General features: G+C 67.1%; 21 protein-coding genes. 10 read left to right on the top strand and 11 right to left on the bottom strand.

Translation table 11 applies throughout. The features are described 5' to 3' along the window. Positions 1 to 63 precede the first annotated feature (63 nt). The gene (locus U5760_RS22510) at positions 64 to 906 is read right to left on the bottom strand and encodes a glycosyltransferase family 2 protein (protein WP_322014504.1); all 843 of its coding nucleotides are present in this window, start codon (positions 904 to 906) and stop codon (positions 64 to 66) included. Positions 907 to 1,209: 303 nt separating this feature from the next. Between U5760_RS22510 and msbA the strand changes: the two genes are divergently transcribed. The 3 genes from msbA to U5760_RS22525 all read left to right on the top strand — a co-directional run bounded on the left by msbA (position 1,210) and on the right by U5760_RS22525 (position 4,623). Continuing rightward, positions 1,210 to 3,000 (top strand): lipid A export permease/ATP-binding protein MsbA, encoded by a 1,791-nt coding sequence (msbA, locus tag U5760_RS22515; protein WP_322014505.1) that lies wholly within the window; start codon positions 1,210 to 1,212, stop codon positions 2,998 to 3,000. Between the two features lie 25 nt (positions 3,001 to 3,025). Further along, positions 3,026 to 4,087, top strand: a complete 1,062-nt coding sequence (locus tag U5760_RS22520; RefSeq protein ID WP_322014506.1) for a glycosyltransferase family 4 protein — start codon at positions 3,026 to 3,028, stop codon at positions 4,085 to 4,087. A gap of 227 nt (positions 4,088 to 4,314) precedes the next feature. Next, complete coding sequence (locus U5760_RS22525) at positions 4,315 to 4,623, top strand: DUF4148 domain-containing protein (RefSeq protein WP_322014507.1); 309 nt, start codon at positions 4,315 to 4,317, stop codon at positions 4,621 to 4,623. Positions 4,624 to 4,746: 123 nt separating this feature from the next. On the opposite strand, the gene mnmH is transcribed toward U5760_RS22525, so the two are convergent. Next, a complete protein-coding gene (gene mnmH / locus U5760_RS22530; protein ID WP_322014508.1) occupies positions 4,747 to 5,796 on the bottom strand; it encodes a tRNA 2-selenouridine(34) synthase MnmH in 1,050 nt (349 codons plus the stop codon). Positions 5,797 to 5,971: 175 nt separating this feature from the next. On the opposite strand from mnmH, the gene U5760_RS22535 reads away from it, so the two are divergent. Continuing rightward, the gene (locus U5760_RS22535; protein ID WP_322014509.1) at positions 5,972 to 7,156 is read left to right on the top strand and encodes a serine hydrolase; all 1,185 of its coding nucleotides are present in this window, start codon (positions 5,972 to 5,974) and stop codon (positions 7,154 to 7,156) included. 99 nt (positions 7,157 to 7,255) lie between these two features. Here U5760_RS22535 and rng read toward each other — a convergent pair whose 3' ends face one another. The 9 genes from rng to upp form a co-directional block, all read right to left on the bottom strand. After that, positions 7,256 to 8,725, bottom strand: a complete 1,470-nt coding sequence (gene rng / locus U5760_RS22540; protein ID WP_322014510.1) for a ribonuclease G — start codon at positions 8,723 to 8,725, stop codon at positions 7,256 to 7,258. Positions 8,726 to 8,734: 9 nt separating this feature from the next. Then, positions 8,735 to 9,358, bottom strand: a complete 624-nt coding sequence (locus tag U5760_RS22545; RefSeq protein WP_322014511.1) for a Maf family protein — start codon at positions 9,356 to 9,358, stop codon at positions 8,735 to 8,737. 141 nt (positions 9,359 to 9,499) lie between these two features. Next, positions 9,500 to 9,970: a 23S rRNA (pseudouridine(1915)-N(3))-methyltransferase RlmH gene (gene rlmH / locus U5760_RS22550; RefSeq protein ID WP_322014512.1), complete on the bottom strand. Its 471-nt coding sequence runs from the start codon at positions 9,968 to 9,970 to the stop codon at positions 9,500 to 9,502. A 25-nt stretch (positions 9,971 to 9,995) separates the two neighbouring features. Then, complete coding sequence (gene rsfS / locus U5760_RS22555) at positions 9,996 to 10,610, bottom strand: ribosome silencing factor (RefSeq protein ID WP_322014513.1); 615 nt, start codon at positions 10,608 to 10,610, stop codon at positions 9,996 to 9,998. Between the two features lie 2 nt (positions 10,611 to 10,612). Continuing rightward, complete coding sequence (locus U5760_RS22560; protein WP_322014514.1) at positions 10,613 to 11,344, bottom strand: nicotinate-nucleotide adenylyltransferase; 732 nt, start codon at positions 11,342 to 11,344, stop codon at positions 10,613 to 10,615. Positions 11,345 to 11,362: 18 nt separating this feature from the next. Then, positions 11,363 to 12,361 (bottom strand): oxygen-dependent coproporphyrinogen oxidase, encoded by a 999-nt coding sequence (gene hemF / locus U5760_RS22565; RefSeq protein ID WP_322014515.1) that lies wholly within the window; start codon positions 12,359 to 12,361, stop codon positions 11,363 to 11,365. Positions 12,362 to 12,661: 300 nt separating this feature from the next. After that, entirely contained in the window at positions 12,662 to 13,936 is a 1,275-nt protein-coding gene (gene purD / locus U5760_RS22570) for a phosphoribosylamine--glycine ligase (RefSeq protein ID WP_322014516.1), read from the bottom strand. A 97-nt stretch (positions 13,937 to 14,033) separates the two neighbouring features. Continuing rightward, entirely contained in the window at positions 14,034 to 14,762 is a 729-nt protein-coding gene (locus tag U5760_RS22575; RefSeq protein WP_322014517.1) for a YebC/PmpR family DNA-binding transcriptional regulator, read from the bottom strand. Between the two features lie 417 nt (positions 14,763 to 15,179). Then, positions 15,180 to 15,830: a uracil phosphoribosyltransferase gene (upp, locus tag U5760_RS22580; protein ID WP_322014518.1), complete on the bottom strand. Its 651-nt coding sequence runs from the start codon at positions 15,828 to 15,830 to the stop codon at positions 15,180 to 15,182. A gap of 314 nt (positions 15,831 to 16,144) precedes the next feature. On the opposite strand from upp, the gene U5760_RS22585 reads away from it, so the two are divergent. The 6 genes from U5760_RS22585 to kdpB all read left to right on the top strand — a co-directional run bounded on the left by U5760_RS22585 (position 16,145) and on the right by kdpB (position 22,836). After that, complete coding sequence (locus U5760_RS22585) at positions 16,145 to 16,924, top strand: SDR family oxidoreductase (RefSeq protein ID WP_322014519.1); 780 nt, start codon at positions 16,145 to 16,147, stop codon at positions 16,922 to 16,924. Between the two features lie 87 nt (positions 16,925 to 17,011). Next, entirely contained in the window at positions 17,012 to 17,401 is a 390-nt protein-coding gene (locus tag U5760_RS22590) for a methylglyoxal synthase (protein WP_322014520.1), read from the top strand. 109 nt (positions 17,402 to 17,510) lie between these two features. Then, complete coding sequence (locus U5760_RS22595) at positions 17,511 to 18,485, top strand: quinone oxidoreductase (protein ID WP_322014521.1); 975 nt, start codon at positions 17,511 to 17,513, stop codon at positions 18,483 to 18,485. Positions 18,486 to 18,837: 352 nt separating this feature from the next. Further along, positions 18,838 to 18,930 (top strand): K(+)-transporting ATPase subunit F, encoded by a 93-nt coding sequence (kdpF, locus tag U5760_RS22605; RefSeq protein WP_027795505.1) that lies wholly within the window; start codon positions 18,838 to 18,840, stop codon positions 18,928 to 18,930. Further along, positions 18,927 to 20,732 (top strand): potassium-transporting ATPase subunit KdpA, encoded by a 1,806-nt coding sequence (kdpA, locus tag U5760_RS22610; protein ID WP_322014523.1) that lies wholly within the window; start codon positions 18,927 to 18,929, stop codon positions 20,730 to 20,732. Before kdpF ends, kdpA begins: the two co-directional genes overlap by 4 nt. Before the next feature lie 16 nt (positions 20,733 to 20,748). After that, on the top strand, positions 20,749 to 22,836 hold the full coding sequence (gene kdpB / locus U5760_RS22615; protein ID WP_322014524.1) for a potassium-transporting ATPase subunit KdpB: 2,088 nt from the start codon (positions 20,749 to 20,751) through the stop codon (positions 22,834 to 22,836). Positions 22,837 to 22,841 lie beyond the last annotated feature (5 nt).

Here is a 22,841-nt window from a genome sequence, read left to right on the forward strand (position 1 = left end):
CCCTGAACGTGCGGGCGGCGTCTGCCGCCTGCCTGCACGCTTGCTTCTCAAGTTCTTCTTTCTTCAGCCGCCGCGCTTCTTCGCAATCTTCCCGTCCCGCGTGAGCAGTGCGAGCTTCGCGTAGCGGTAGTAAGTCGTCTCCGCATTGTTGATCGCGAGCATCAGCCCCTCGGGGCCGTCCAGGAAGCCCGCGCGGATCACCCAGGTCCGGAAGAACGCCCAGAAACCCTTGAACAGCGCCTTGCCGAGCGACGAGCGTTTGCCCGCCTCGGCCATCGTCAGCGCGCCCGCGCTCGAATAGGCGTTGGTCTTTTCCAGCGCCTCGTGCAGGTCCGGCATCGAAATATGGATGATCGGGCCGTCGAAGCGGCCAATTGTCCCGTCGATCTCCAGGTGCGTGTGCGTGCGTACGTCGGTGAAGCGCGCGTTGCCGCGCCGGAAGATCCGCTCGATGCGGTCCGGCCACCAGCCCGAGTGCTTCATGAAGCGGCCGCAGAAGCTGGAGCGGCGCGGCGTCGAGAAGGCGGCGTGCGGGGTGCCCGCCGCGAGCAGCGCGTCCAGTTCGGTGCGTAGCTCGGGGCTGACGCGCTCGTCGGCGTCGAGGCACATCACCCAGTCGCCGCGCGCTTCGGCCAGCGCCCGGTTTTTCTGCGGGCCGTCGCCGGGCCAGTCGGTCTCGAACACGCGCGCGCCGAGCGCGCGGCACAGGTCGGGCGTGCCGTCCTTGCTGCCGGAGTCGAACACGATCGTTTCCATCGCAAGCCCGCGCACCGATTCGAGGCAGTCGCGAATGTCGTGCGCCTCGTTCATCGCAACGACGATCACGGAGAGCGTCGCACGCTGCGAATCGCCGGGCTTGCGGCCATGCGCGGCCCGTTCCGGTTGCGGGGAAAGTCCTTCGGACATGGAGATGACGCCTGTTCTGGGGGATGACCGGGATGTCTGCGGCGGCCGGCACGGCTCGCCGAGGTGCGTATTCTAGACCATGCGTTCCCCGGCGGCTTCTGCGCGCCGGGCGTTCGGCGGGATCCCCGCTCGATCCGTCCCTGTAATATCCGACCGAGGCTGCCTCTTGCACGGCGTCGCGCCGGACCCACGTAATGCCGGTTATGCCGAGCGGCGCGCCGCGCGGACCGATTACAATGCGATACCCCGAGGCGCGCCCCGCGCGCCGGGCCACCGTTACCGCACGCATTCCCCGAGGATTCCTTGAGCGACAAGCCCCTCCAGTCCACTCTCAGCAAGCCGATCGGCACCGGCGACAAGTCGAACCCCGCGTCGGTCGGACGCCGTCTGTGGCCGTATGTGAAGCCGCTTCTCGGGGTGACGATCGGAGCCATTCTGACGCTGGCCATCGTAGCCGCGACCGAAGCGGGCATTCCGGCGCTCCTCAGGCCGCTGCTGGACCACGGTTTCGGCACCAAGGGCAGTCCGATCGCCAAATGGCTGGTGCCGGCCGCCGTGATCGGCCTTTCGCTCGTGCGCGGCCTCGCGCAGTACGCCTCCGGTTACCTGCTGCAGTACGTGTCCAACCGGATCCTGCTCGAACTGCGCCTGAAGATGTTCGAGCGCATGATCCACGCGAGCGTCGGGTTCTTCCAGCGCGAGACGGCGAGCACGGTCATCAACGCCATCGTCTTCGAGGTCAACCAGATCCTGAACGTGCTGATGGCCGTGCTGGTCACCTCGGTGCGCGACTCGCTCACGGTGATCTTCCTGATCGGCTATCTCTTCATCGTCAACTGGCGTCTCGCGCTGATCGTGGCCGTGCTGCTGCCCGCCATCGGCTGGCTCGTCAGCAAGATCAACCGGCGCCTGCGCCGCCTGAACCGCGATTACCAGCTGCTGACGAACGACCTGTCGTACATCGTCGAAGAGACGGTGGGCGGCTATAAAGTGGTCAAGGTGCACAACGGCGAGCAGTACGAGATCAACCGCTTCACCGAATTGAGCAAGCGGCTGCGCGGCTATCAGATGCGCATGACGGTCTCCGGCGGTCTGGCCCAGCCGATCACGCAGTTCCTCGCCTCGATCGCGCTCGCGCTCGTCGTGACGATCGCCGTGGTGCAGGCCTCGCACGACCAGACCACGGTGGGCGGCTTCGTTTCGTTCGTCACCGCGATGCTGCTCGTGATTTCGCCGCTCAAGCATCTGATCGACGTGAATCAGCCGCTGCAGCGCGGCATGACGGCCTGCGAGCTGATCTTCGGCCTGATCGACGAACCGGCCGAGCCCATCGGCGGCGGCAAACCGCTCGAGCGCGCAAGCGGCGAGATCGAATTCCGCAGCGTGTCGTTCGAATACGGCAACGGGCGGCCGATTCTCGAAAGCGTGTCGTTCAGCGCGGCGCCGGGCGAGATGATCGCGCTCGCCGGTCCCTCGGGCAGCGGCAAGACGACCCTGGTGAACCTGCTGCCGCGTTTCTTCGATCCGACCGGCGGCCAGATTCTCGTCGATGGCGTACCGCTGCCCGACTACGACATTCACGCACTGCGCAGCCAGATCGCGATGGTGAGCCAGGACGTGACGCTCTTCAACGACACCGTGGCGAACAACGTGGCGTATGGGCAGACCGCCGACCTCGAGCGCGTGGAGAAGGCGCTGCGCGCGGCGAACCTCTGGGACACGATCGCGGCGCTGCCCGAAGGCGTGGAGACGCTCGTGGGCGACAACGGCATGAAGCTCTCGGGCGGCCAGCGCCAGCGCCTTGCGATCGCGCGCGCGATCTACAAGGACGCGCCGATCCTGATTCTCGACGAAGCCACCTCGGCGCTCGATTCGGAGTCCGAACGCCATGTGCAGGCCGCGCTCGAAACGCTCATGAGGGGCCGCACGACGCTCGTGATCGCGCACCGGCTCTCGACCATCGAGCGTGCGGACCGCATTCTCGTGATGGAAGCCGGACGCATCGTGGAGCGCGGCTCGCACCAGCAGTTGCTCGAACAGCGCGGGCTGTACGCGCATCTGCATCAGATCCAGTTCCAGCAGAACGCGGCCTGAACGCGGCGCACTGACGAAGATCGGCATGAAGATCGGCCTCTCCAGCAACGCGCTCAAACATAGCGGCGGCCTCGAACGCTACGCGATGGACCTCGTGCAGGGCCTCGCGGCGCGCGGCCAGCGGCCCGCGTTCTTCGCGCGCAAGTTCGATCTTTCGGTGCCCGAGTGCCAACTGGTCGAGCGCCACCGCATTCCGGTTTCGTTCCTGCCCGGCAAGCTGCGTGACGCGTGGTTTTCCATGCGGCTCGCGGCGCTGCGCCGTCGCGCGGGCGTGGATGTGCTGATCGGCTGCAACCGGGTCGATTCGTCGGAGATTGCCATTTGCGGCGGCACGCACCGCGGCTTCTTGCGGGCAACGGGGCGCCGGATGCGCCGCTCCGACCGCTGGCAGATCGAGCTGGAGAGCCGCCAGTACGAACGCGCGCGCGTAGTGATCGCGCACTCGGACCTGATGCGCGCGGAACTGCTCGAACTCTATGGTGTGGATGACGCGAAGATCCGCGTGCTCTATCCGCCCGTGGACGGCGCGCGCTTCTCGCCCGTGGACGACGCTGCCCGCGCCGCGCTGCGCGCGTCCTACGGCTTCGGCGAGCACGAAACCGTGCTGCTGTTTCCCTCCAGCAGTCACGACCGCAAGGGGCTGCCGCTCATCCAGTCGGTGGTCGAGGCGCTTGAGCTGCCGGTGGTCGTGGCCGTGGCAGGGCGTCCGCCCGAGCGCGAAAGCGCCCGCGTGCGTTATATCGGCTACGTGAAGGACCTGGAAAACGCCTACCGCGCTGCCGATTACACGATCCTCGCCTCGAAGTACGAACCGTTCGGGCTCGTGGGCATCGAGTCGGTCATGTGCGGCACGCCGGTGATCTTTTCGTCGAACATCGGCTGCTGCGACGCCATCGGCGACGCAGCGAAACGCGTCTTCCCGCCCGACGATGCCGCCAGTCTGCGCGGCCTGATCGAAGCGGCCGTGCAGGGAGGCCCGCGTCGCGTCACGCCCGCCGATGGCCCGGCGGTGCGCTACGACGCAAGCGTCGAAGCGCACGTGGATGCGCTCCTTGCGCTCGCAACCAATATCGCCGGCACGGAATAAGGGCTGCAAATCAAGGCTGTGAATCAGGGCTGTGAATCACCAGTCGCGCGCCCGCACATCGCGCAAACGCCCGCCCGGCGGGGCTTTCGGGATTCTGCTGCAGATTGGAAAGATCTTCTGATGAGATCGGGGTTAACCCTTGGTCTCGATCCTCCTAGACTGCGTACATCGGTCGCATGCACATACCGTCGCATCCGGACCGCGTCAGTCGAATGGAGGTCAATACCATGAAGTCCCTGATTCAAGCCGTTGCTGTTGCCGCTGCCCTCGTTGTTCCCGTTGCATCGTTCGCCCAGTCGAACTCGCCCGTCACGCGCGCCCAGGTGCGCGCCGAGCTCGTCCAGCTCCAGCAGGTGGGCTACCACGTGGGCGATGGCGACAACGCTCATTATCCCGAAGCGATCCAGGCCGCGGAGGCCCGCGTGGCCGCGATGAACGGCAACAGCGCATACGGTGGCGTGGCGAGCGGCTCGTCGCAGGCGGGTGGCGGCGCAACCGTGTCGCCGCAGGACTGGAACGCGATGTACAGCCGTTAAGCTGCCTTTAAATTTAGGTATCCTGTGTGAATTGCCGATACCTCCGCCATCGGATACCCGGTGGCTTCGCCCGGGCCTGCAAGGCCCGGGCGCTTTTTCGGCAAGCCGTATGAAGCGGGGCGCTTAGGCCTCGCGCAGCGATTCGAGCAAGGCGTTCGCCTGTGCGACGGTGTCGTCACGCATCGGATGAAACGCAAAGCGCAGCGCATTTTCCAGCTTTGCAAAATGGCGTCGGCTGCTGCGCGTATAGGCCGGATCGTAGTGTTCGACGATGAGCGCTTCGGTCAGCGCCGCGCGCGCCTCGTCGTCCAGCAACGTGCACCACGCTTGCACACGCTCGCGCCCATGCAGCGGCACGAGCTTTCTCAACTGCTCGCGAAAATAGTCCCGGTCTTCCAGCAGATGCCCGTACTCGGCAAGCAGCAGCGCGCAGCGTTCGTCGCGCGTGGCTTCCACCACGACGCAGGGCGCCGCATGAATGCCTTCGACGAGTGCCACCGGCAGCGTGATCGCGCCGATGCGCCGGCTCTCGGCTTCGACGAACACGGGCCGTGCGGTATCGAAACTCCCCAGCTTTTGCACGAGCGCCGTATCGAACGACTTTTGCGAAGGTTGCGCGCGCTCGGGCAACGCGCCCAGCAGCGAGCCGCGATGCACGGCCAGGCCCTCCAGATCGAGCGTTTGCGCGCCCGCCGTGCCTAGCGCCTGCAACAGGCGCGTCTTGCCGCTGCCCGTGGGGCCGGCCAGCACGATATAGCGGAACGCCGACGGCCGCGTGCCGAGCGCTTCGAGCACCGTGTGCCGGTAGGTCTTGTAGCCGCCCTCGAGCTGACGCGCACGCCAGCCGATCATGTTGAACATCGCCGTCATCGAGCCCGAACGCTTGCCGCCGCGCCAGCAGTAGATGAGCGGGCGCCAGTTGCGCGGCCGGTCGGCGAAGATCGTATCGAGGTGATGGGCGATATTGCGCGCGGCGATGGCCGCGCCGAGGCGCGTGGCATCGAAGGGCGAACTCTTGTAGAGCGTGCCCACCCGCACGCGCTCCTCGTTGCTCATCACCGGCGCGTTGATCGCGCCGGGAATGTGATCCTCGGCGTATTCGAGCGGCGTTCTCGCGTCGATGATCTCCTCGAACTCGCCGATCTGCTCGATGGTGACGCGCTGGTGGTTCAAACTGCGGGACTCCGTGTGGCGTGTGGTACGTGTATCGCACCGATAGCGGATGATACACGGCGGCGCAGCTCACCCGCTTGCCATGGCGGGCGTGGCGGGCCGTAGGACGGGGCGGCGACGCCAGCGATGGTACAGTGCGCGCGGTACACAAACATGGGCAACGGGGAGCGAGACGATGGACAGCAGCGTCATCCGGTTCTGGGTTCGCAGGCTTCAGGTGCTTCAGGTGCTTCAGCTGCAATGGGTCGCGGCCGGCGGGCTCGCGCTGCTGCTTGGCGCATGCGCTTCCGAGCCCCCCGCAACGACAACAGCTGCCGCACCCGGCGCGTACAGCCCACAGTCACCGTTCCCCGGTGCCGAATGGGAAACCGTTGCGCCGCAGACCCAGGGCTTCTCGCAGGACGGCATCGACCGCGCCGTGGCCTACGCGAAACGCGAAGGCTCGACCTCCGGCATGATCGTGCGCAACGGGCTCGTCGTGGCCGAGTGGGGCGACGTATCGAGGAAATCCAACCTGCACTCGGCGCGCAAGAGCTTCATGAGCGCGCTGATCGGCATTGCCGTGGCGCGCGGGCAGATCCATCCCGACGACACCCTGGCGCAACTCGGCATCGACGACAACGAACCCTCGCTGTCCGCCGGGGAGAAGCAGGCGAGCGTGCGCATGCTGCTGGAGGCACGCTCGGGCGTTTATCACCCCACCGTCTACGAGACGGCGGAGATGGAGGCGAGCAAGCCGCCGCGCTACAGCCATCCGCCGGGGACGTTCTGGTACTACAACAACTGGGACTTCAACACGGTCGGCGCGATCTATGGCCAGGCCACCGGCGAAGACTTCTACAAGGCGCTGAAGACGGAGATTGCCGATCCTATCGGTATGCAGGACTACCGAACGTCCGATGGGCGCTACGTCCCGGGCGGTGCGGCCACGCGATATCCCGCTTACCCGTTCGACATGAGCGCGCGGGACCTCGCCCGTTTCGCGCTCCTGTATCTGCACGACGGCCGCTGGCGCGACCGGCAGATCGTGCCGGCCGAATGGGTGGCCGAATCGACCCACTCGTACTCCGATACGCCGACGGGCGGCTATGGCTACATGTGGTGGACAAGCGTGCCGGCGAGCGGAACGCGCGGGCCGAGGGCTTCCTTGCTGCTGCCGACTTTCTGGGCCGATGGGTACCTGGGGCAGTACGCGATCGTCGTGCCGTCGCTCGATCTCGTCGTGGTCAATCTGGTCGATTCGCGTCTGACCTCGAAGCGCATGGGGCAGTCGAAGATGGAGAAGCTGGTCTGGCTCGTCGAATCGGCTGCGAATGCGCAGGGTATCGGGCCGGAGCCGGGTGGTCCGGCGCCGCAATGACGTTTTGGCAGCGGCTGTCGTGATGCGCGCGCCAGGACCGCTTCGGGGAACCTCCGGCGAACCGGCTGGATTCCGATGTTCCCCGCGGGTAACGACGTCCTACATCAGCACGATATCGTACTGCTCCTGACTCAGATTCGACTCCACCTGCAACGACACCGGCTTGCCGATAAAGTCGATCAGCATGGCGAGATGCTGCGACTCCTCTTCGAGAAACAGATCGATTACCTGCTGCGACGCCACCACGCGGAATTCGCGCGGATTGAACTGGCGCGACTCGCGCAGGATCTCGCGCAGCACGTCGTAGCACACCGTGCGCGCGGTCTTCACCTGGCCTTTGCCGAGGCAAGTCGGGCACGGCTCGCACAACACATGCGCGAGCGATTCGCGCGTGCGCTTGCGCGTCATCTCCACGAGCCCCAGTTGCGAGAACCCGTTCACCGTCACGCGCGTGCGATCGCGCGCGAGTGCCTTTTTCAGCTCGCCCAGCACCTGGTCGCGGTGCTCGATGTTTTCCATGTCGATGAAGTCGATGATGATCACGCCGCCCAGGTTGCGCAGGCGCAACTGACGCGCGATCGTGTGCGCCGCTTCGAGATTGGTCTTGAAGATCGTGTCGTCGAAGTTGCGCGCGCCCACGTAGCCGCCCGTGTTCACGTCGATCGTCGTCATCGCCTCGGTCTGGTCGATCACGAGGTAGCCGCCCGATTTCAGATCCACACGGCGTGACAGCGCGCGCTGGATCTCGGCTTCGATGTTGTAGAGATCGAAGAGCGGACGCTCGCCGGTGTAGTGATGCAGGCGCGGCGTGACCGCCGGCGTGAACTCTTGCGCGAACTCCGAGAGCTTCTGGAAAGTCTCGCGCGAATCGACCTGCACGCGCGTGGTCTCTTCGTTCACGAAATCGCGCAATACGCGCTGCGCGAGGTTCAGGTCTTCGTAGAGCAGACTCGTGGCGGGCAGGCGCTGGGCCGACGCGACGATGGTTGCCCACGTCTTGCGCAGGTACGCGACGTCGGCGGCGAGTTCTTCGCTCGTCGCGTCTTCGGCGATGGTGCGCACGATATAGCCGCCTTTCTCGTCCGCGGGCAGCACGGCCGTGAGGCGCGCCCGCACCGCTTCGCGTTCGGCCTCGCTCTCGATCTTCTGCGAGATGCCGATGTGCGGCTCCTGCGGCAGATAGACGAGCGTGCGCCCCGCAATGCTCACCTGCGTCGACAGACGCGCGCCCTTCGTGCCGATCGGGTCTTTGACGACCTGCACCATGAGCGTCTGTCCTTCGAACACGGTCTTTTCGATGGGCTGATGATGCGCGCTCTGGTGCGCTTCACCCGCAATGCGCGGATGCCAGATGTCGGCCACATGGAGGAACGCCGCGCGTTCGAGGCCGATGTCGATGAAGGCGGACTGCATGCCCGGCAGCACGCGGACGACCTTGCCGAGATAGACGTTGCCGACACGCCCGCGCGATAGCGTGCGCTCGACATGAAGCTCCTGCACTGCGCCTTGCTGGACCAGCGCGACGCGCGTCTCCTGGGGCGTGACGTTGATCAGGATTTCTTCGTTCATGGTGTAGTTCTAGAAGTCGATGCGCGCTGTGCGCAGCAGCGCGGCTGTTTCGAATAATGGCAAACCCATGATACCCGAATAGGACCCGTCGATCCGCTCGACGAACTCGGCCGCACGGCCCTGGATGCCATAGGCGCCGGCCTTGCCGAAGGGCTCGCCGCTCGCGACGTAGCGTGCGATCGCGGCGGCCTCGGCATGGGCGAAGCGCACGTGCGAGCGCGAGAGCGCGACGGGCAGGCAGGTGCCTTCGGCATTGACCACGGCGACGGCCGTGAGTACTTCGTGGTCGCGGCCCGCGAGGCGTTCGAGCATCGCGAACGCTTCGGCGGCATCGTGCGGCTTGCCGAGGATGTGGCCGTCGATCGTCACGGTGGTGTCGGCGGTGAGAATGGGGGCGTGCGCATGGGCGCCGGCCACGAGGCGCGCGCGCGCCGCATCGGCTTTGGCGGCGCACACGCGCGTCACGTAGTCGGCGGCGCTTTCGCCGGGCAGCACGGCTTCAAGCGCTTCGGCGTCCTCATCGGGGCGCGGCAGCAGGAGCTCGAAGCGCACGCCGAGCTGCGTGAGCAGCTCCTGGCGGCGGGGGCTTTGCGAGGCGAGATAAACGTACGGCCAGGTCGCGGTGGTGGTCATCGGAATGTCTCGGGCGTGGCGGAAGTCGGGTGGACGCGATGGGGGCGACGCGCGCTGCGTCGGACTGACGCGCCGTCGCGCGCGGTCAGCCGACGCAGCGCGTCAGGACGGTGCCTGGGCAGCGCACCCATTCACACGCGATCACACGCGATGATAGGGGTGATTCTGCGTAATGGTCCAGGCGCGGTAAAGCTGCTCGGCCAGCAGCACCCGCACCATCGCGTGCGGCAGCGTGAGACTCGACAGGCGCAACAGCAGATCGGCGCGCGATTTGATCTGCGGATCGAGCCCGTCCGCGCCGCCGATCAGGAACGCCACGTCGCGCCCGTCCTGCTGCCAGCCCGGCAGCGCCTCGGCAAGCTGCATGGTGGTCCAGTCGCGGCCGCGCTCGTCGAGCGCGACGAGACGCGCGCCCTTGGGCAGCGCCGCCTCGATGCGCGTGCGCTCGGCGGCCATCACACTTTCCGCGGAGCGGCCCGACGAGCGCTGCTCGGGCTTCACTTCGCGCAGCTCGATGCGCAGCTCGGGCGGCATGCGCTTCGTGTACTCCTCGAAGCCTTCGGCGATCCAGTCCGGCATCTTGTGGCCGACGGCGACGATATGCAGTTTCATCGGGACAAACGCAGCGCGGCGCCGCTTACTTGCCCGCGCTGCGGCGTGCAGCGGTCTTGCGAGCCGGCGCGCCGGCGGACTTCGCGGCGGGCTTCCTGGCCGCAGTCTTCTTCGCCGCGGGTTTGGCGCCCGGCTTCGTTGCCGACTTCGCTGCCGGCTTTGCAGCCGGTTTCGCCGAGGATTTCGCCGCCGTTTTCTTCGCCGGCGCCTTTCTCGCTGCGACCGGGGCTTCGTCCTCGATCTCGTCTTCCTCGTCCATCGGCTCGCTCGGGCGCGCGCCCATGAATCCGGTAGTGGCGGCGAGCTTGATGCGCACGGGCTTGTCGCCCCAGATTTCCTCGAGGTTGTAGTACTGGCGCAGCGCGGGCTGGAGGATGTGCACGACTGCATCGCCGCAATCCACGAGCACCCATTCGCCGATGTCCTCGCCTTCCGTGCTGATGATGTCGCCGCCGGCTTCCTTCACCTTTTCGCGCACGCTGGAGGCGAGCGCTTTGGTCTGGCGGTTCGAGGTGCCGCTCGCGACGATCACGCGGTCGAAGAGCTCGGTCAGATGGCTGGTGTTGAACACCTTGATGTCCTGTGCCTTGACGTCTTCGAGGCCGTCGATGATGGCGCGTTGCAGTTTGCGGATGTCCATATTTACCCGTGGTACAGATGATGTTGAAGAATATAGTCCCACACAGCCGCGGGAACCGGCGCCGCGGTGTGCGGCGCGGCGCCTTCGGGCGCGGGGGCATGGGTTTCGCGCGCGGCGCGGCAGGCGCGGATCCGGCTGCGGATTTCGGTGGCCGAAACGTCGTAGGCCAGTTGTTCGTCGATTACCACGCAGCCGTGCGGCGTTGCGGCAAGCGCGGCGGGGCCGGCGCGGCGCGCGGCTACTTCGGCGGCGACGGCCGGCGGCAGCGCCGCGAAGTCGAAGCCGGGGCGGCTCGCCACGCCCAGGTGCGCGAGTTCGAACAGTTCGCGCCAGGCGTGCCAGGTATCCAGATGCAGCAGCTGGTCGGCGCCCATCAGGAGCGTGAGCGAGCAGTCGGCGGCGCCGTTGCCGGCGCGCGCGCGAAAGCGGCGCAGCGTGTCGACCGTGTAGGTCGGGCCGTCGTGCTCGATCTCGTCGGTGTCGACCGAGACCGTCACGCCCGGCAGCACGAGCGAGGCGGCCGCCGCACGCGTCATCGCGAGGCGGTGTCCGGCGGCGCTCACCTCGGGCTTTTGCCACGGCTGGCCGGCCGGCACGAGGACGAGCTCGGTCAGGTCGAGCAGCCCGGCAAAGCGCCGCGCGAGCGCGAGATGGCCTTCGTGAATCGGGTCGAAGGTGCCGCCGAAAAGGCCCACGCGGCGCGCGAGCGGTTGGGGCTGGGGGGCTGGCTTCACAGTATCGGCGTCACGGTGTCAGATCCAGTCGCGCTGCGGCAGGAAGTCGGTGTAAAGGCGCGCCTCGGGCGAGCCCGGCTGCGGCTGCCAGTCGTAGCGCCAGTTCGCCGTGGGCGGCATCGACATCAGGATCGATTCGGTGCGCCCGCCGCTTTGCAGGCCGAAGTGCGTGCCGCGGTCCCAGACCAGGTTGAATTCGACGTAGCGACCGCGACGGTAGGCCTGGAAATCGCGCTCGGCCTCGCCAAAGGGGAGCGTGCGGCGCTTTTCGACGATCGGCAGATAGGCTGTGAGGAAGCGCTCGCCCACGCTTTGCATGAGCGCGAATGCCGCGTCGAAACCGCCTTCGGCGTAGTCGTCGAAGAAGATTCCGCCTACGCCGCGCGCTTCGTTGCGGTGCTTCAGGAAGAAGTATTCGTCACACCAGCGCTTGAAGCGCGGGTAGAGGCTCTCGCCCCAGGGCGAAACCGCGTCGCGGCAGACGCGGTGGAAGTGCTGCGCGTCTTCTTCGAAGCCGTAGTAGGGCGTGAGGTCCATGCCGCCGCCGAACCAGAACACCGGTGCTTCGCCCGCTTTCGTTGCGAGCAGCATGCGCACGTTCATGTGCACGGTCGGGCAGTACGGATTGCGCGGATGCAGCACGAGCGAGACGCCCATTGCCTCGAAACCGCGCCCGTTGAGTTCCGGGCGCGCGGCCGTGGCCGAGGGCGGCAGGGCGTCGCCCGCCACGTCGGAAAAGCCGATGCCCGCGCGCTCGAAGAACTGGCCGCCCTCCAGGATGCGCGTGCAGCCGCCGCCGCGCAGCTTCTCGCCGGGGGCGCGCTGCCAGCGGTCGGTGGCGAACGGCGTGCCGTCGAAGGCGCCGAGCGCGTCGGCAATGCGCGTCTGCAAACCTGCCAGCCAGGTGCGCACAGCGGCGCTGTCGGCGACAGTCGCGGCGACGCTGCTGGCCGCACTGTCTGCGCCGGTGGAGCTTGCGCGCTCGTCCTGAGCGCCGGAGCGGGTCGAATCGGTCATGGGTGAAAAGGCGGGCGGCGCCGGGTTCGTGCTGGCGGCGTCGCGGGTTCGTTCTCGGGGCCGGTGTCCTGCTGCGCGCGCACGCCTTGGGGCGTGGGGCGGCCGACAGCGGCAGTGTAGCGCCGAACAGCCTGGCGTCGGGGCCGGATGCGTATGGCGGGCGCGTTGTGTGGCGTGCCTGCCGCGCTCGCGTGGACACCGGCTGGCAGCGCGTTACGGCGCGCCGCCGGAGCCCGTGCAAAAGCCGCGGCCCGGCCATGCCGTCGCCTTGCGGCGCGGCAGGAACGAGCCGCTTGCGCGTTACGGCTTGCGGCCCGCTGCGCGGTAGCCGATGTCGTGGCGATACTGCATGCCGTCGAACGAGATGCGGTTGACGGTCTCGTAGGCGACCGACTGCGCGCTGCGCACCGAATCTGCGAGGCCGACCACGCACAGCACGCGGCCACCCGAGGTGACGAGCTTGCCGTCCGCGAGCTGCGTGCCCGCGTGGAACGTGACCGAATCGGCAGTTTCCGCGGGGATCTCGCTGATGCGGTCGCCCTTGCGCGGCGTGTCCGGATAGTTGTGTGCGGCGAGCACGACGCCCAGCGCCGTGCGGCGGTCCCACTCGAGCTCGACCTGGTTGAGCGTGCCCGCGATCGCGTGCTCCACGACCTTCGAGAAGTCGCCCTTCAGGCGCGCCATGATCGGCTGCGTTTCCGGGTCGCCCATGCGGCAGTTGAATTCGAGCGTCTTCGGGTTGCCCTGCGCGTCGATCATCAGACCCGCGTAGAGGAAGCCCGTAAAGCGGATGCCTTCCTTCTCCATGCCCGCCACGGTCGGCAGGATGATTTCGCGCATCACGCGCGCGTGCAGCTGCGGCGTGACGACGGGGGCGGGCGAGTACGCGCCCATGCCGCCCGTGTTCGGGCCCTGGTCGCCGTCCTGCAGGCGCTTGTGGTCCTGGCTCGACGCGAGCGCCAGCACGTGCTTGCCGTCCACCATGACGATGAAGCTCGCTTCTTCGCCCGCGAGGAATTCCTCGACCACGACCCGCGCGCCGGCGTCGCCGAGCTTGTTGTCGGCGAGCATCATGTCGACGGCCTGATGCGCTTCTTCGAGCGACATCGCCACCACCACGCCCTTGCCCGCGGCGAGGCCGTCGGCCTTGATCACGATGGGCGCGCCGTTCTTCTCGACGTAGGCGTGCGCGGCCGTGGCGTCGGAGAAGGTCTCGTAGGCGGCCGTCGGGATGTGGTGGCGCTTCATGAACGCCTTGGCGAAGTCCTTCGAGCTTTCGAGCTGCGCGGCTTCCTTCGTCGGGCCGAAGATCTTCAGGCCGCGCGCGCGGAACACGTTGACGATGCCGGCCGCGAGCGGCGTTTCCGGCCCGACCACGGTGAAGGCGACCTGCTCGCGCTCGGCGAAATCGGCGAGCGCGTGGATGTCCGTGATGTCGACATTGGCGAGCCGCTCGTCCTGCGCGGTGCCGCCGTTGCCCGGTGCGACGTAGACGAGCTGCACGCGCGGCGCCTGGGCGAGTTTCCACGCCAGCGCATGTTCGCGGCCGCCAGAACCGACGACGAGTAACTTCATGTGAATCCCCGAAAGACCAGAACCAGAAACAGTTGCGGCCGGCGCGCAATGCGCCGGCCGTGGAAAACGCGGGCGCGTGCGGCCCCGGCGAGCGCCTTTATTCCTCGGCGATCGACGCGTTGGTGTACACCTCCTGGACGTCGTCCAGGTTCTCGAGCGCGTCGAGCAGCTTTTGCATCTTCACGGCGTCGTCGCCCGTGAATTCGACTTCCGTCTGCGGCTTCATGGTCACTTCGGCCATTTCCGCCTTGAAGCCCGCGGCTTCGAGCGCGGCCTTCACCTTCGGGAACTCGAACGGCGGGCAGACCACCTCGATGCTGCCGTCGTCGTTGGTCACGACGTCGTCGGCGCCGGCTTCGAGCGCGGCGTCCATCAGCTTGTCTTCGGCCGTGCCCGGCGCGAACACGAACTGGCCGACGTGATCGAACATGAATGCGACCGAGCCGTCCGTGCCCATGTTGCCGCCGAACTTCGAGAACGCGTGGCGCACTTCCGCGACGGTGCGGGTGCGGTTGTCCGTCATCGTGTCGACGATGACGGCTGCGCCGCCGATGCCGTAGCCTTCGTAGCGGATTTCCTCGTAGTTCGCGCCGTCGACGCCGCCCACGCCGCGCTGGATCGCGCGGTTGATGTTGTCCTTGGGCATGTTGGCGTCGTAGGCCTTGTCCACGGCCAGGCGCAGGCGCGGATTCGAGTCGATGTCGCCTCCGCCCATGCGCGCCGCCACCTGGATTTCCTTGATGAGCCGCGTCCAGACCTTGCCGCGCTTGGCGTCAGCTGCGGCTTTCTTGTGCTTGATGTTGGCCCATTTCGAATGACCCGCCATACCTATCTCCGTCGCACGCTTCTAGCGTGCATGGTGCAATGTGCAGTTGTCGATGCGTGTTCGCGGACACGGCCGGCGGCGCATTGCGCCAGCCCGGCGCTCGAGCGCCGGGTGCGGCGCGCGGCCGGGGTGCCCATGAGTGTCGTGTCCGCTGGTTCTGTCCACCCGTGCGCGGCGCGGTCCTGCCGCGACTTCACCTGCCCTTTCATCCGCAGTTTCGCGACTGGCGCCGGCCCGGGGGCGGGTTCGCTGCGCACGGCTTCGTGCATCTCGTGCCCATGCGCGTGCGCAATGCGGCGCTCGCCCGGTTCAGGTGGATCTGAATTTTATCACGCCGGGGGCGTCCGGCCCCGCCTCCGGCTGCGGGAAAGGCCGGATTGCAGGGCGGCGGGCGAGATGCCCGGCCGCCCCGGGGCGTCAGTTCTTGGTGCCGAACAGGCGGTCGCCCGCGTCGCCGAGGCCCGGCACGATATAGGCGTGCCCGTTCAGATGCGAATCGAGCGAAGCGACGTAGAGCTTCACGTCCGGATGGGCCTTCTGGAAAACCTCCACGCCTTCGGGCGCGGCCACGAGCGCGAGGAAGGAGATGCGCTCGCCCGTCACGCCGCGGCGCTTGAGGACGTCGATGGCGTGCGCCGCCGAGTAACCCGTTGCCACCATCGGGTCGCACAGGATGAAGTTGCGGTCTTCGAGGTCGGGCAGGCGCACGAGGTATTCCACGGGGCGGTGGTCGTCGGCGCGGTACACGCCGATATGGCCGACGCGCGCCGACGGGATCAGCTCGAGCAGGCCGTCCGACATGCCGACGCCCGCGCGCAGCACCGGCACGATGGCGAGCTTCTTGCCCGCGATCACGGGGGCGTCCACCTCCACGAGCGGCGTCTGCACGCGGCGCGTGGTGACCGGCAGCTCGCGCGTGATTTCGTAGCCCATCAGCAGCGTGATCTCGCGCAGCAGCTCGCGGAACGTCCGGGTGGACGTGTCCTTGTCGCGCATGTGGGTGAGCTTGTGCTGGATCAGCGGGTGGTCGAGGATGAAGAGGTTCGGAAAGCGGCTGTCCTGTTTCATGGCGGGGCGCACGAGGCTGCAAGAAAAATCGGGGGATCGGCGGGGCCGGCGCGAGGGCGTGGGAATCGCGCTACAGCCGCAAGTATACGGGAACTCCTCGTTTTCCGGCATGCCCGGCGCGGTGCCGGGAACCGTCGTGCGTCGGCCGCGGGGTGGGGCGGATCAGGCCGGCCCGGGCGCGTCGCGCGCGATTCTTCTAGAATCCGGAAGGGCGGGGCGGCTCCACGGGCGCGCCCTTCACGCAATCGTCATGCAAGCCGGAAGCAGGACCAGACGCAGGACCAGAAGCAGGATCGAAAACAGGACCTCTACACATGGACATGGGCATCGCAGGGCGCAACGCGCTCGTCTGCGCGGCGAGCAAGGGCTTGGGCCGCGGCTGCGCCGAAGCGCTGGCGGCCGAGGGCGTCAACGTCACGATCGTCGCGCGCACCGAAAAGACGCTGGAAGAAACCGCCGCGCGCATCCGCACGAGCACGGGCGTGCAGGTAAAGACCGTGGCGTGCGACATCACGACGGCCGAAGGCCGCGCCGCCGCGCTCGCCGCGAGCGGCCAGCCGGACATTCTCGTGACCAACGCGGGCGGCCCGCCGCCGGGCGACTTCCGCACTTTCACGCACGAGGCGTGGACCGCGGCGCTCGAAGCCAACATGCTCACGCCGATTGCGCTGATCCAGGCCACCATCGACAGCATGATCGCGCGCGGCTTCGGGCGCATCGTCAACATCACGAGCGCCTCCGTGAAGGCGCCCATCGACGTGCTGGGCCTCTCGAACGGCGCGCGCTCGGGGCTCACGGGCTTCGTTGCCGGTGTCGCGCGCCAGGTGGCCGCCACGGGCGTCACGATCAACAACCTGCTGCCGGGCGCGTTCGACACCGAGCGCATCGAGGTCACCCTCGTCGCCCAGGCGAAGGCGACCAACCGGCCGCTCGAGGAGGTGCGCGAGCGCCGCATCGCGACGATCCCGGCGCACCGCTTCGGCACGCCCGACGAATTCGGCCGCGCCTGCGCGTTCCTGTGCAGCGTGCACGCGGGCTATATCACCGGACAGAACTGGCTGATCGACGGCGGCGCCTATCCGGGCACGTTCTAGCCGGGTACATTCGGTCCTGAGCCCGAAGCGACGGCTTGCGGGCTCGACGACCGTCATTACTCACCGAAACGAAGGAGCACCGAAGTCATGCCAACCCGCGTCGCGCTGATCGCACACGACCACAAAAAGGACGACATCGTCAAACTGGCAGGCGAGTACGCCGACGCCCTGCGCCGCTGCGAGCTCATCGCCACGGGCACGACCGGTTCGCGCATCGAGGCGGCGCACGGGCTGAACGTCGAGCGCATGCTGTCCGGCCCGCACGGCGGCGACCTGCAGATCGGCGCGCAACTGGCCGAGGGCCGCGTGGACATGGTGATCTTCCTGCGCGACCCGATGACGCCGCAGCCCCACGAACCCGACATCAACGCCCTCGTGCGGGCTTGCGACGTGCACAACGTGCCGTGCGCGACCAATATTTCGACGGCGCGCATGATCCTCGACGTGCTGAGGCTGCGCCTCGCCGACGTGATTTGAGCGGGCGCCATTGCGTCGGGCGCCGCTGCGCTGGGCGTCACCACACACGCCACCGCGCGCCACCGAATCCGCAACTGAACACCGAAGCAACTGATCGACAGGAGACACGATGAGCAAGGCTATCCGTATCGACAAGACCGGCGGCCCCGAGGTCATGAAGTGGGTGGACGTCGAAGTGGGCGAGCCCGGCGAGGGTCAGATTCGCCTGAAGCAGACGGCCTGCGGGCTGAATTACATCGACGTGTACTTTCGCACCGGCCTCTATCCGCAGCCGCTGCCCGCGGGCCTCGGCATGGAGGCGGCGGGCGAGGTGAGCGCGGTGGGGCCGGGCGTGAACGACCTCAAGGTGGGCGACCGCGTGGCCTACGTGGCGCGGCCGCCGGGCGCCTATGCCGAGGAGCGCGTGCTGCGCGCCGACCAGGTGATTCGCCTGCCCGACGCGATCAGCGACGAGGCGGCCGCCTCGATCATGCTGCAGGGCCTGACCGCCCAATACCTGCTGCGCCGCACGTACCGCTTGCAGCCCGGCGACACTATCCTCATCCAGGCCGCCGCGGGCGGGGTCGGGCTGCTGGTGTGCCAGTGGGCCAAGGCGCTCGGCGCGACGGTGATCGGCACCGTGAGCTCCGACGACAAGGCCCGGATCGCGAAGGCGCACGGCTGCGACTATCCCATCGTCTACACGCGCGAAGACTTCACCGCGCGCGTGCGCGAGATCACGAACGGCGCGGGCGTGCCGGTGGTGTACGACTCGATCGGCAAGGACACGTTTCAGAAGTCGCTCGACTGCCTCGCGCCGCTGGGGCTCTTCGTGAGCTTCGGCAATGCCTCGGGGCCGCTGCCGCCCATCGATTCGTCCGAGTTCGCCGGGCGCGGGTCGCTCTTTTTCACGCGCCCCACGCTTTTTACCTATATCGGCAAACGCAGCGACTACGAGGCGATGGCCGCCGAGCTCTTCGAAGTCGTGGCCTCGGGAAAGGTGAAGACTTCGATCAACCAGCGCTATGCGCTCAAGGACGTGGCGCAGGCTCATGCCGATCTCGAAGCGCGCCGCACCACGGGATCGACCGTTCTGATCCCCTGATCCGGGAATCCGCGGCGCCGCCAGGCGTTCGCTAACCTCCTCGCGCGCGGGCGGCCCCGCCTGCGCCGCCTTCGTTCTCCTCGTTTGCTTCTGCGTTGCCGGCACCCGGCCTGCACGCCCGCGCGCGTGTTTACGCTTTTTTTATGCCGCTCCCACGACCTTTAATCCGTTCTTGACGGGGAAACCCTTACTGTTGCGCCATCCGTCATCCGTGAATGGAGAACACGACAATGGATGTGCTGTACATCGGGGGGCTAGCGGTATTCGCGGGGCTCACATATGCGTTGATCGTCGGCTGCGAGAAGCTCATGCAGTATCGGCGCGGCGATCAAGGCGCTACGGGAGCTCGTTCATGACCTGGATTCTTTGGCTGTCGGGAGCGGCGACGCTCCTGCTGTTCGTCTATCTGGTCCATGCGCTGCTGCGCGCGGAGGATATCGAATGAACGGCAATAATCTGCTGCAGACCGGCCTGTTCGTCGTCGTCCTGCTCGCGCTGGCCGTGCCGGTGGCCGGCTATATCACGCGCGTGCTCGACGGGCGCTCGCGCGTCGTGCGTCTTTTCGCGCCGCTCGAGAACTTCCTCTACCGCCTGGCCGGCGTCGATCGCGACGCCGAGATGGACTGGAAGCACTACGCCATCGCCACCATTTCGTTCAACGTGCTGGGCGTCGGGTTCCTCTACCTGCTGCTGCGCATCCAGGGCTGGCTGCCGGGCAACCCGCAGCAGTTCAGCGCGATGACGGTGGACGGCGCGTTCAACACGGCGGTGTCCTTCGTCACCAATACGAACTGGCAGGACTACACGCCCGAGCAGACCGTGAGCTACCTCACGCAGATGCTCGGCCTCACCGTGCAGAACTTCCTTTCGGCGGCGACCGGCATCGTGGTCGTGATCGCGCTGATCCGCGGCTTCGCGCGTCACTCGACGAAGACCATCGGCAACTTCTGGGTCGATCTCACGCGCACGACGCTTTACGTCCTCGTGCCGATGTCGGCCATCATCGCCGCGCTCCTGATGAGCCAGGGCATGATCCAGAACTTCAAGTCCTATCAGGACGTGCCGGTTCTGCAGACCACGACCTACGCCGCGCCCAAACTCGACGCCCAGGGCAACCCGGTGAAGGACGCCCAGGGTAACGCCGTGACGGTCGACACCAAAGTGACGACGCAAACGCTCGCGATGGGCCCGGTGGCTTCGCAGGTCGCGATCAAGATGCTCGGCACCAACGGCGGCGGTTTCTTCAACGCGAACTCGGCGCATCCGTACGAGAACCCCACGCCGTTCTCGAACTTCGTGGAAATGATCGCCATCCTGATCATTCCGGCGGCGCTGTGTCTCGTGTTCGGCAACATCATCGCCGACCGGCGCCAGGGGATCGCGGTGCTCGCGGTCATGACGATTGCGTTGGTCGTCGCGGTGGGCTTCGAGCTCAACGCGGAGCAGACGGGCAATCCGCTCTTCACGTCGCTCAACGTCGATCAGCACGCCAGCGCCCTGCAGGCGGGCGGCAGCATGGAAGGCAAGGAAACGCGCTTCGGCATCGCGCAGACCGGCATCTTCGTGGTCTCGACCACGGCCGCCTCGTGCGGTGCGGTGAACGCGACGCACGACTCGCTCACGCCGGTCGGCGGCCTCGTGCCGATGCTGCTGATCCAGCTCGGCGAAGTGATCTTCGGCGGGGTGGGTTCGGGTCTCTACGGCATGCTCGTCTTCGCGTTGCTCGCGGTGTTCGTGGCGGGTCTCATGATCGGCCGCACGCCCGAGTATGTGGGCAAGAAGATCGAATCGTTCGAGATGAAGATGGTGTCGATCGTCGTGCTGCTCACGCCGCTCCTCGTGCTCGTGGGCACCTCGATCGCCGTGCTCACCGACGCGGGCAAGGCCGGCATCGCCAACCCCGGTGCACACGGATTCTCGGAAATCCTCTACGCGTTCAGCTCGGCCGCGAACAACAACGGCAGCGCCTTCGCCGGCCTGACGGTGAGCACGCCGTTCTACAACTGGATGACCGGTATCGCGATGTGGTTCGGCCGCTTCGGCACCATCGTTCCGGTGCTCGCCATTGCCGGCTCGCTCGCCGGCAAGAAGCGACTCGCCGAAACCGGCGGTACGCTGCCCACGCACGGTCCGCTCTTCGTCGTGCTGCTGCTCGGCACCGTGCTGCTCGTCGGCGCGCTGACCTACGTGCCAGCGCTCGCCCTCGGCCCCGGCGTCGAGCATCTGATCATGATGGGCGTGCACTGAACAGGACTACTTCAAAATGAATCAGCATAGTGCTACACGGTCCATGTTCGATCCGGCGCTGGTGCGTCCGGCCATCGTGGACTCATTCCGCAAGCTCAAACCGCGCACCCAGTTGCGCAACCCCGTGATGTTCTGCGTCTACGTGGGGAGCATTCTCACGACGATCCTCTGGGTCGCCGCGCTCGTGGGCCAGGCCGAGGCGCCTGCGGGGTTCATCCTCGCCATCGCGCTGTGGCTGTGGTTCACGGTGCTCTTCGCGAACTTCGCCGAAGCGCTCGCCGAAGGCCGCTCGAAGGCGCAGGCCGCATCGCTGCGCCAGGCCAAGCGCGACGTGATGGCGAAGAAGCTCAACGAGCCGCATCCGAAGGCGCCGATCCGCATCATGACCGCTTCGGACCTGCGCCGCGGCGACGTGGTGCTGGTCGAAACCGGCGACACCATTCCGGCCGACGGGGAAGTGATCGAAGGCGTCGCCTCGGTGGACGAATCGGCGATCACGGGGGAATCCGCGCCGGTGATCCGCGAGTCGGGCGGCGACTTTTCTTCGGTGACGGGCGGCACGCGCGTGCTCTCCGACTGGATCGTCGTGCGCGTCACGGCGAACCCGGGCGAGGCCTTCCTCGACCGCATGATCGCGATGGTGGAAGGCGCCAAGCGCCAGAAGACGCCCAACGAGATCGCGCTCACGATCCTGCTCGTCGCGCTGACCATCGTGCTGCTGCTCGCCACGGCCACGCTGCTGCCGTTCTCGATGTTCTCGGTCGAAGCCGCGAAGATGGGTCACGTGGTCACGATCACGGCGCTCGTCGCGCTGCTCGTGTGCCTGATTCCGACGACGATCGGCGGGCTGCTTTCGGCAATCGGCGTGGCCGGCATGAGCCGCATGATGCAGGCCAACGTGATCGCCACCTCGGGCCGCGCGGTGGAAGCCGCCGGCGACGTGGACGTGCTGCTGCTCGACAAGACCGGCACGATCACGCTCGGCAACCGCCAGGCTTCGATGTTCGTTCCGGCGCCGGGCGTTCAGGAAGAAGCGCTCGCCGATGCGGCGCAGCTCGCCTCGCTCTCGGACGAAACGCCGGAGGGCCGCAGCATCGTCGTGCTCGCCAAGCAGCGCTTCAACATTCGCCAGCGCGACATGGCGGCGCTGCACCCGGTGTTCCTCGCCTTCAGTGCGCAGACGCGCATGAGCGGCGTGGACCTCGCCGAGCGCGAGATCCGCAAGGGCGCGGCCGATGCCGTGAAGAACTACGTCGAATCGCACGGCGGCCGCTTCCCGAGCGAAGTGGAAACGGCGGTGGACGACGTCGCCCGCCGCGGCAGCACGCCGCTCGTGGTCGCGCAGCGCACGCAGGACGGCTCGGCCCAGGTGCTCGGCGTGATCGAGCTGAAGGACGTGGTGAAGGGCGGCATCAAGGAGCGCTTCGCCGAACTGCGCAAGATGGGCATCAAGACCGTGATGGTGACGGGCGACAACCGCCTGACCGCCGCCGCGATCGCCGCCGAAGCGGGCGTGGACGACTTCCTCGCCCAGGCCACGCCGGAAACGAAGCTCGCGACCATTCGCGAACATCAGGCGCAGGGCAAGCTCGTGGCGATGACGGGCGACGGCACCAACGACGCTCCGGCGCTCGCCCAGGCCGACGTCGCGGTGGCGATGAACACCGGCACGCAGGCCGCGAAGGAAGCGGGCAACATGGTCGATCTGGACTCGAACCCGACCAAGCTCATCGAGATCGTCGAGATCGGCAAGCAGATGCTCATGACGCGCGGCTCGCTCACCACGTTCTCGATCGCCAACGACGTCGCGAAGTACTTCGCGATCATCCCGGCGGCGTTCGCGACCACGTATCCGCAGTTGCGCGTGCTCGACGTCATGCACCTGAGCTCGCCGTCCTCGGCGATTCTCTCGGCGGTGATCTTCAACGCGCTCATCATCGTGATGCTGATTCCGCTCGCGCTCAAGGGCGTGAAGTACCGGCCGCTCGGTGCGGCGTCGCTCTTGCGTCGCAACCTGCTGGTCTACGGCCTCGGCGGCATCATCCTGCCGTTCCCGTGCATCAAGCTGATCGACATGGTCCTCGCCGCTTTCGGCTGGGCCTGATGCTG

Origin of the sequence: Paraburkholderia sp. J12 (assembly GCF_905220215.1) — a bacterium.
Classification (GTDB): Bacteria; Pseudomonadota; Gammaproteobacteria; order Burkholderiales; family Burkholderiaceae; genus Paraburkholderia.

What these genes read in the sequence shown, in the direction of transcription:
- rlmH (WP_322014512.1), bottom strand. Translation starts at nt 9,970, where the DNA reads ATGAAACTGCATATCGTCGCCGTCGGCCACAAGATGCCGGACTGGATC.
- kdpB (WP_322014524.1), top strand. Translation starts at nt 20,749, where the DNA reads ATGAATCAGCATAGTGCTACACGGTCCATGTTCGATCCGGCGCTGGTG.
- U5760_RS22590 (WP_322014520.1), top strand. Translation starts at nt 17,012, where the DNA reads ATGCCAACCCGCGTCGCGCTGATCGCACACGACCACAAAAAGGACGAC.
- purD (WP_322014516.1), bottom strand. Translation starts at nt 13,936, where the DNA reads ATGAAGTTACTCGTCGTCGGTTCTGGCGGCCGCGAACATGCGCTGGCG.
- U5760_RS22510 (WP_322014504.1), bottom strand. Translation starts at nt 906, where the DNA reads ATGTCCGAAGGACTTTCCCCGCAACCGGAACGGGCCGCGCATGGCCGC.
- U5760_RS22585 (WP_322014519.1), top strand. Translation starts at nt 16,145, where the DNA reads ATGGACATGGGCATCGCAGGGCGCAACGCGCTCGTCTGCGCGGCGAGC.
- kdpF (WP_027795505.1), top strand. Translation starts at nt 18,838, where the DNA reads ATGACCTGGATTCTTTGGCTGTCGGGAGCGGCGACGCTCCTGCTGTTC.
- hemF (WP_322014515.1), bottom strand. Translation starts at nt 12,361, where the DNA reads ATGACCGATTCGACCCGCTCCGGCGCTCAGGACGAGCGCGCAAGCTCC.
- U5760_RS22595 (WP_322014521.1), top strand. Translation starts at nt 17,511, where the DNA reads ATGAGCAAGGCTATCCGTATCGACAAGACCGGCGGCCCCGAGGTCATG.
- U5760_RS22535 (WP_322014509.1), top strand. Translation starts at nt 5,972, where the DNA reads ATGGACAGCAGCGTCATCCGGTTCTGGGTTCGCAGGCTTCAGGTGCTT.
- rsfS (WP_322014513.1), bottom strand. Translation starts at nt 10,610, where the DNA reads ATGGACATCCGCAAACTGCAACGCGCCATCATCGACGGCCTCGAAGAC.
- rng (WP_322014510.1), bottom strand. Translation starts at nt 8,725, where the DNA reads ATGAACGAAGAAATCCTGATCAACGTCACGCCCCAGGAGACGCGCGTC.
- upp (WP_322014518.1), bottom strand. Translation starts at nt 15,830, where the DNA reads ATGAAACAGGACAGCCGCTTTCCGAACCTCTTCATCCTCGACCACCCG.
- U5760_RS22525 (WP_322014507.1), top strand. Translation starts at nt 4,315, where the DNA reads ATGAAGTCCCTGATTCAAGCCGTTGCTGTTGCCGCTGCCCTCGTTGTT.
- U5760_RS22520 (WP_322014506.1), top strand. Translation starts at nt 3,026, where the DNA reads ATGAAGATCGGCCTCTCCAGCAACGCGCTCAAACATAGCGGCGGCCTC.
- U5760_RS22545 (WP_322014511.1), bottom strand. Translation starts at nt 9,358, where the DNA reads ATGACCACCACCGCGACCTGGCCGTACGTTTATCTCGCCTCGCAAAGC.
- kdpA (WP_322014523.1), top strand. Translation starts at nt 18,927, where the DNA reads ATGAACGGCAATAATCTGCTGCAGACCGGCCTGTTCGTCGTCGTCCTG.
- U5760_RS22575 (WP_322014517.1), bottom strand. Translation starts at nt 14,762, where the DNA reads ATGGCGGGTCATTCGAAATGGGCCAACATCAAGCACAAGAAAGCCGCA.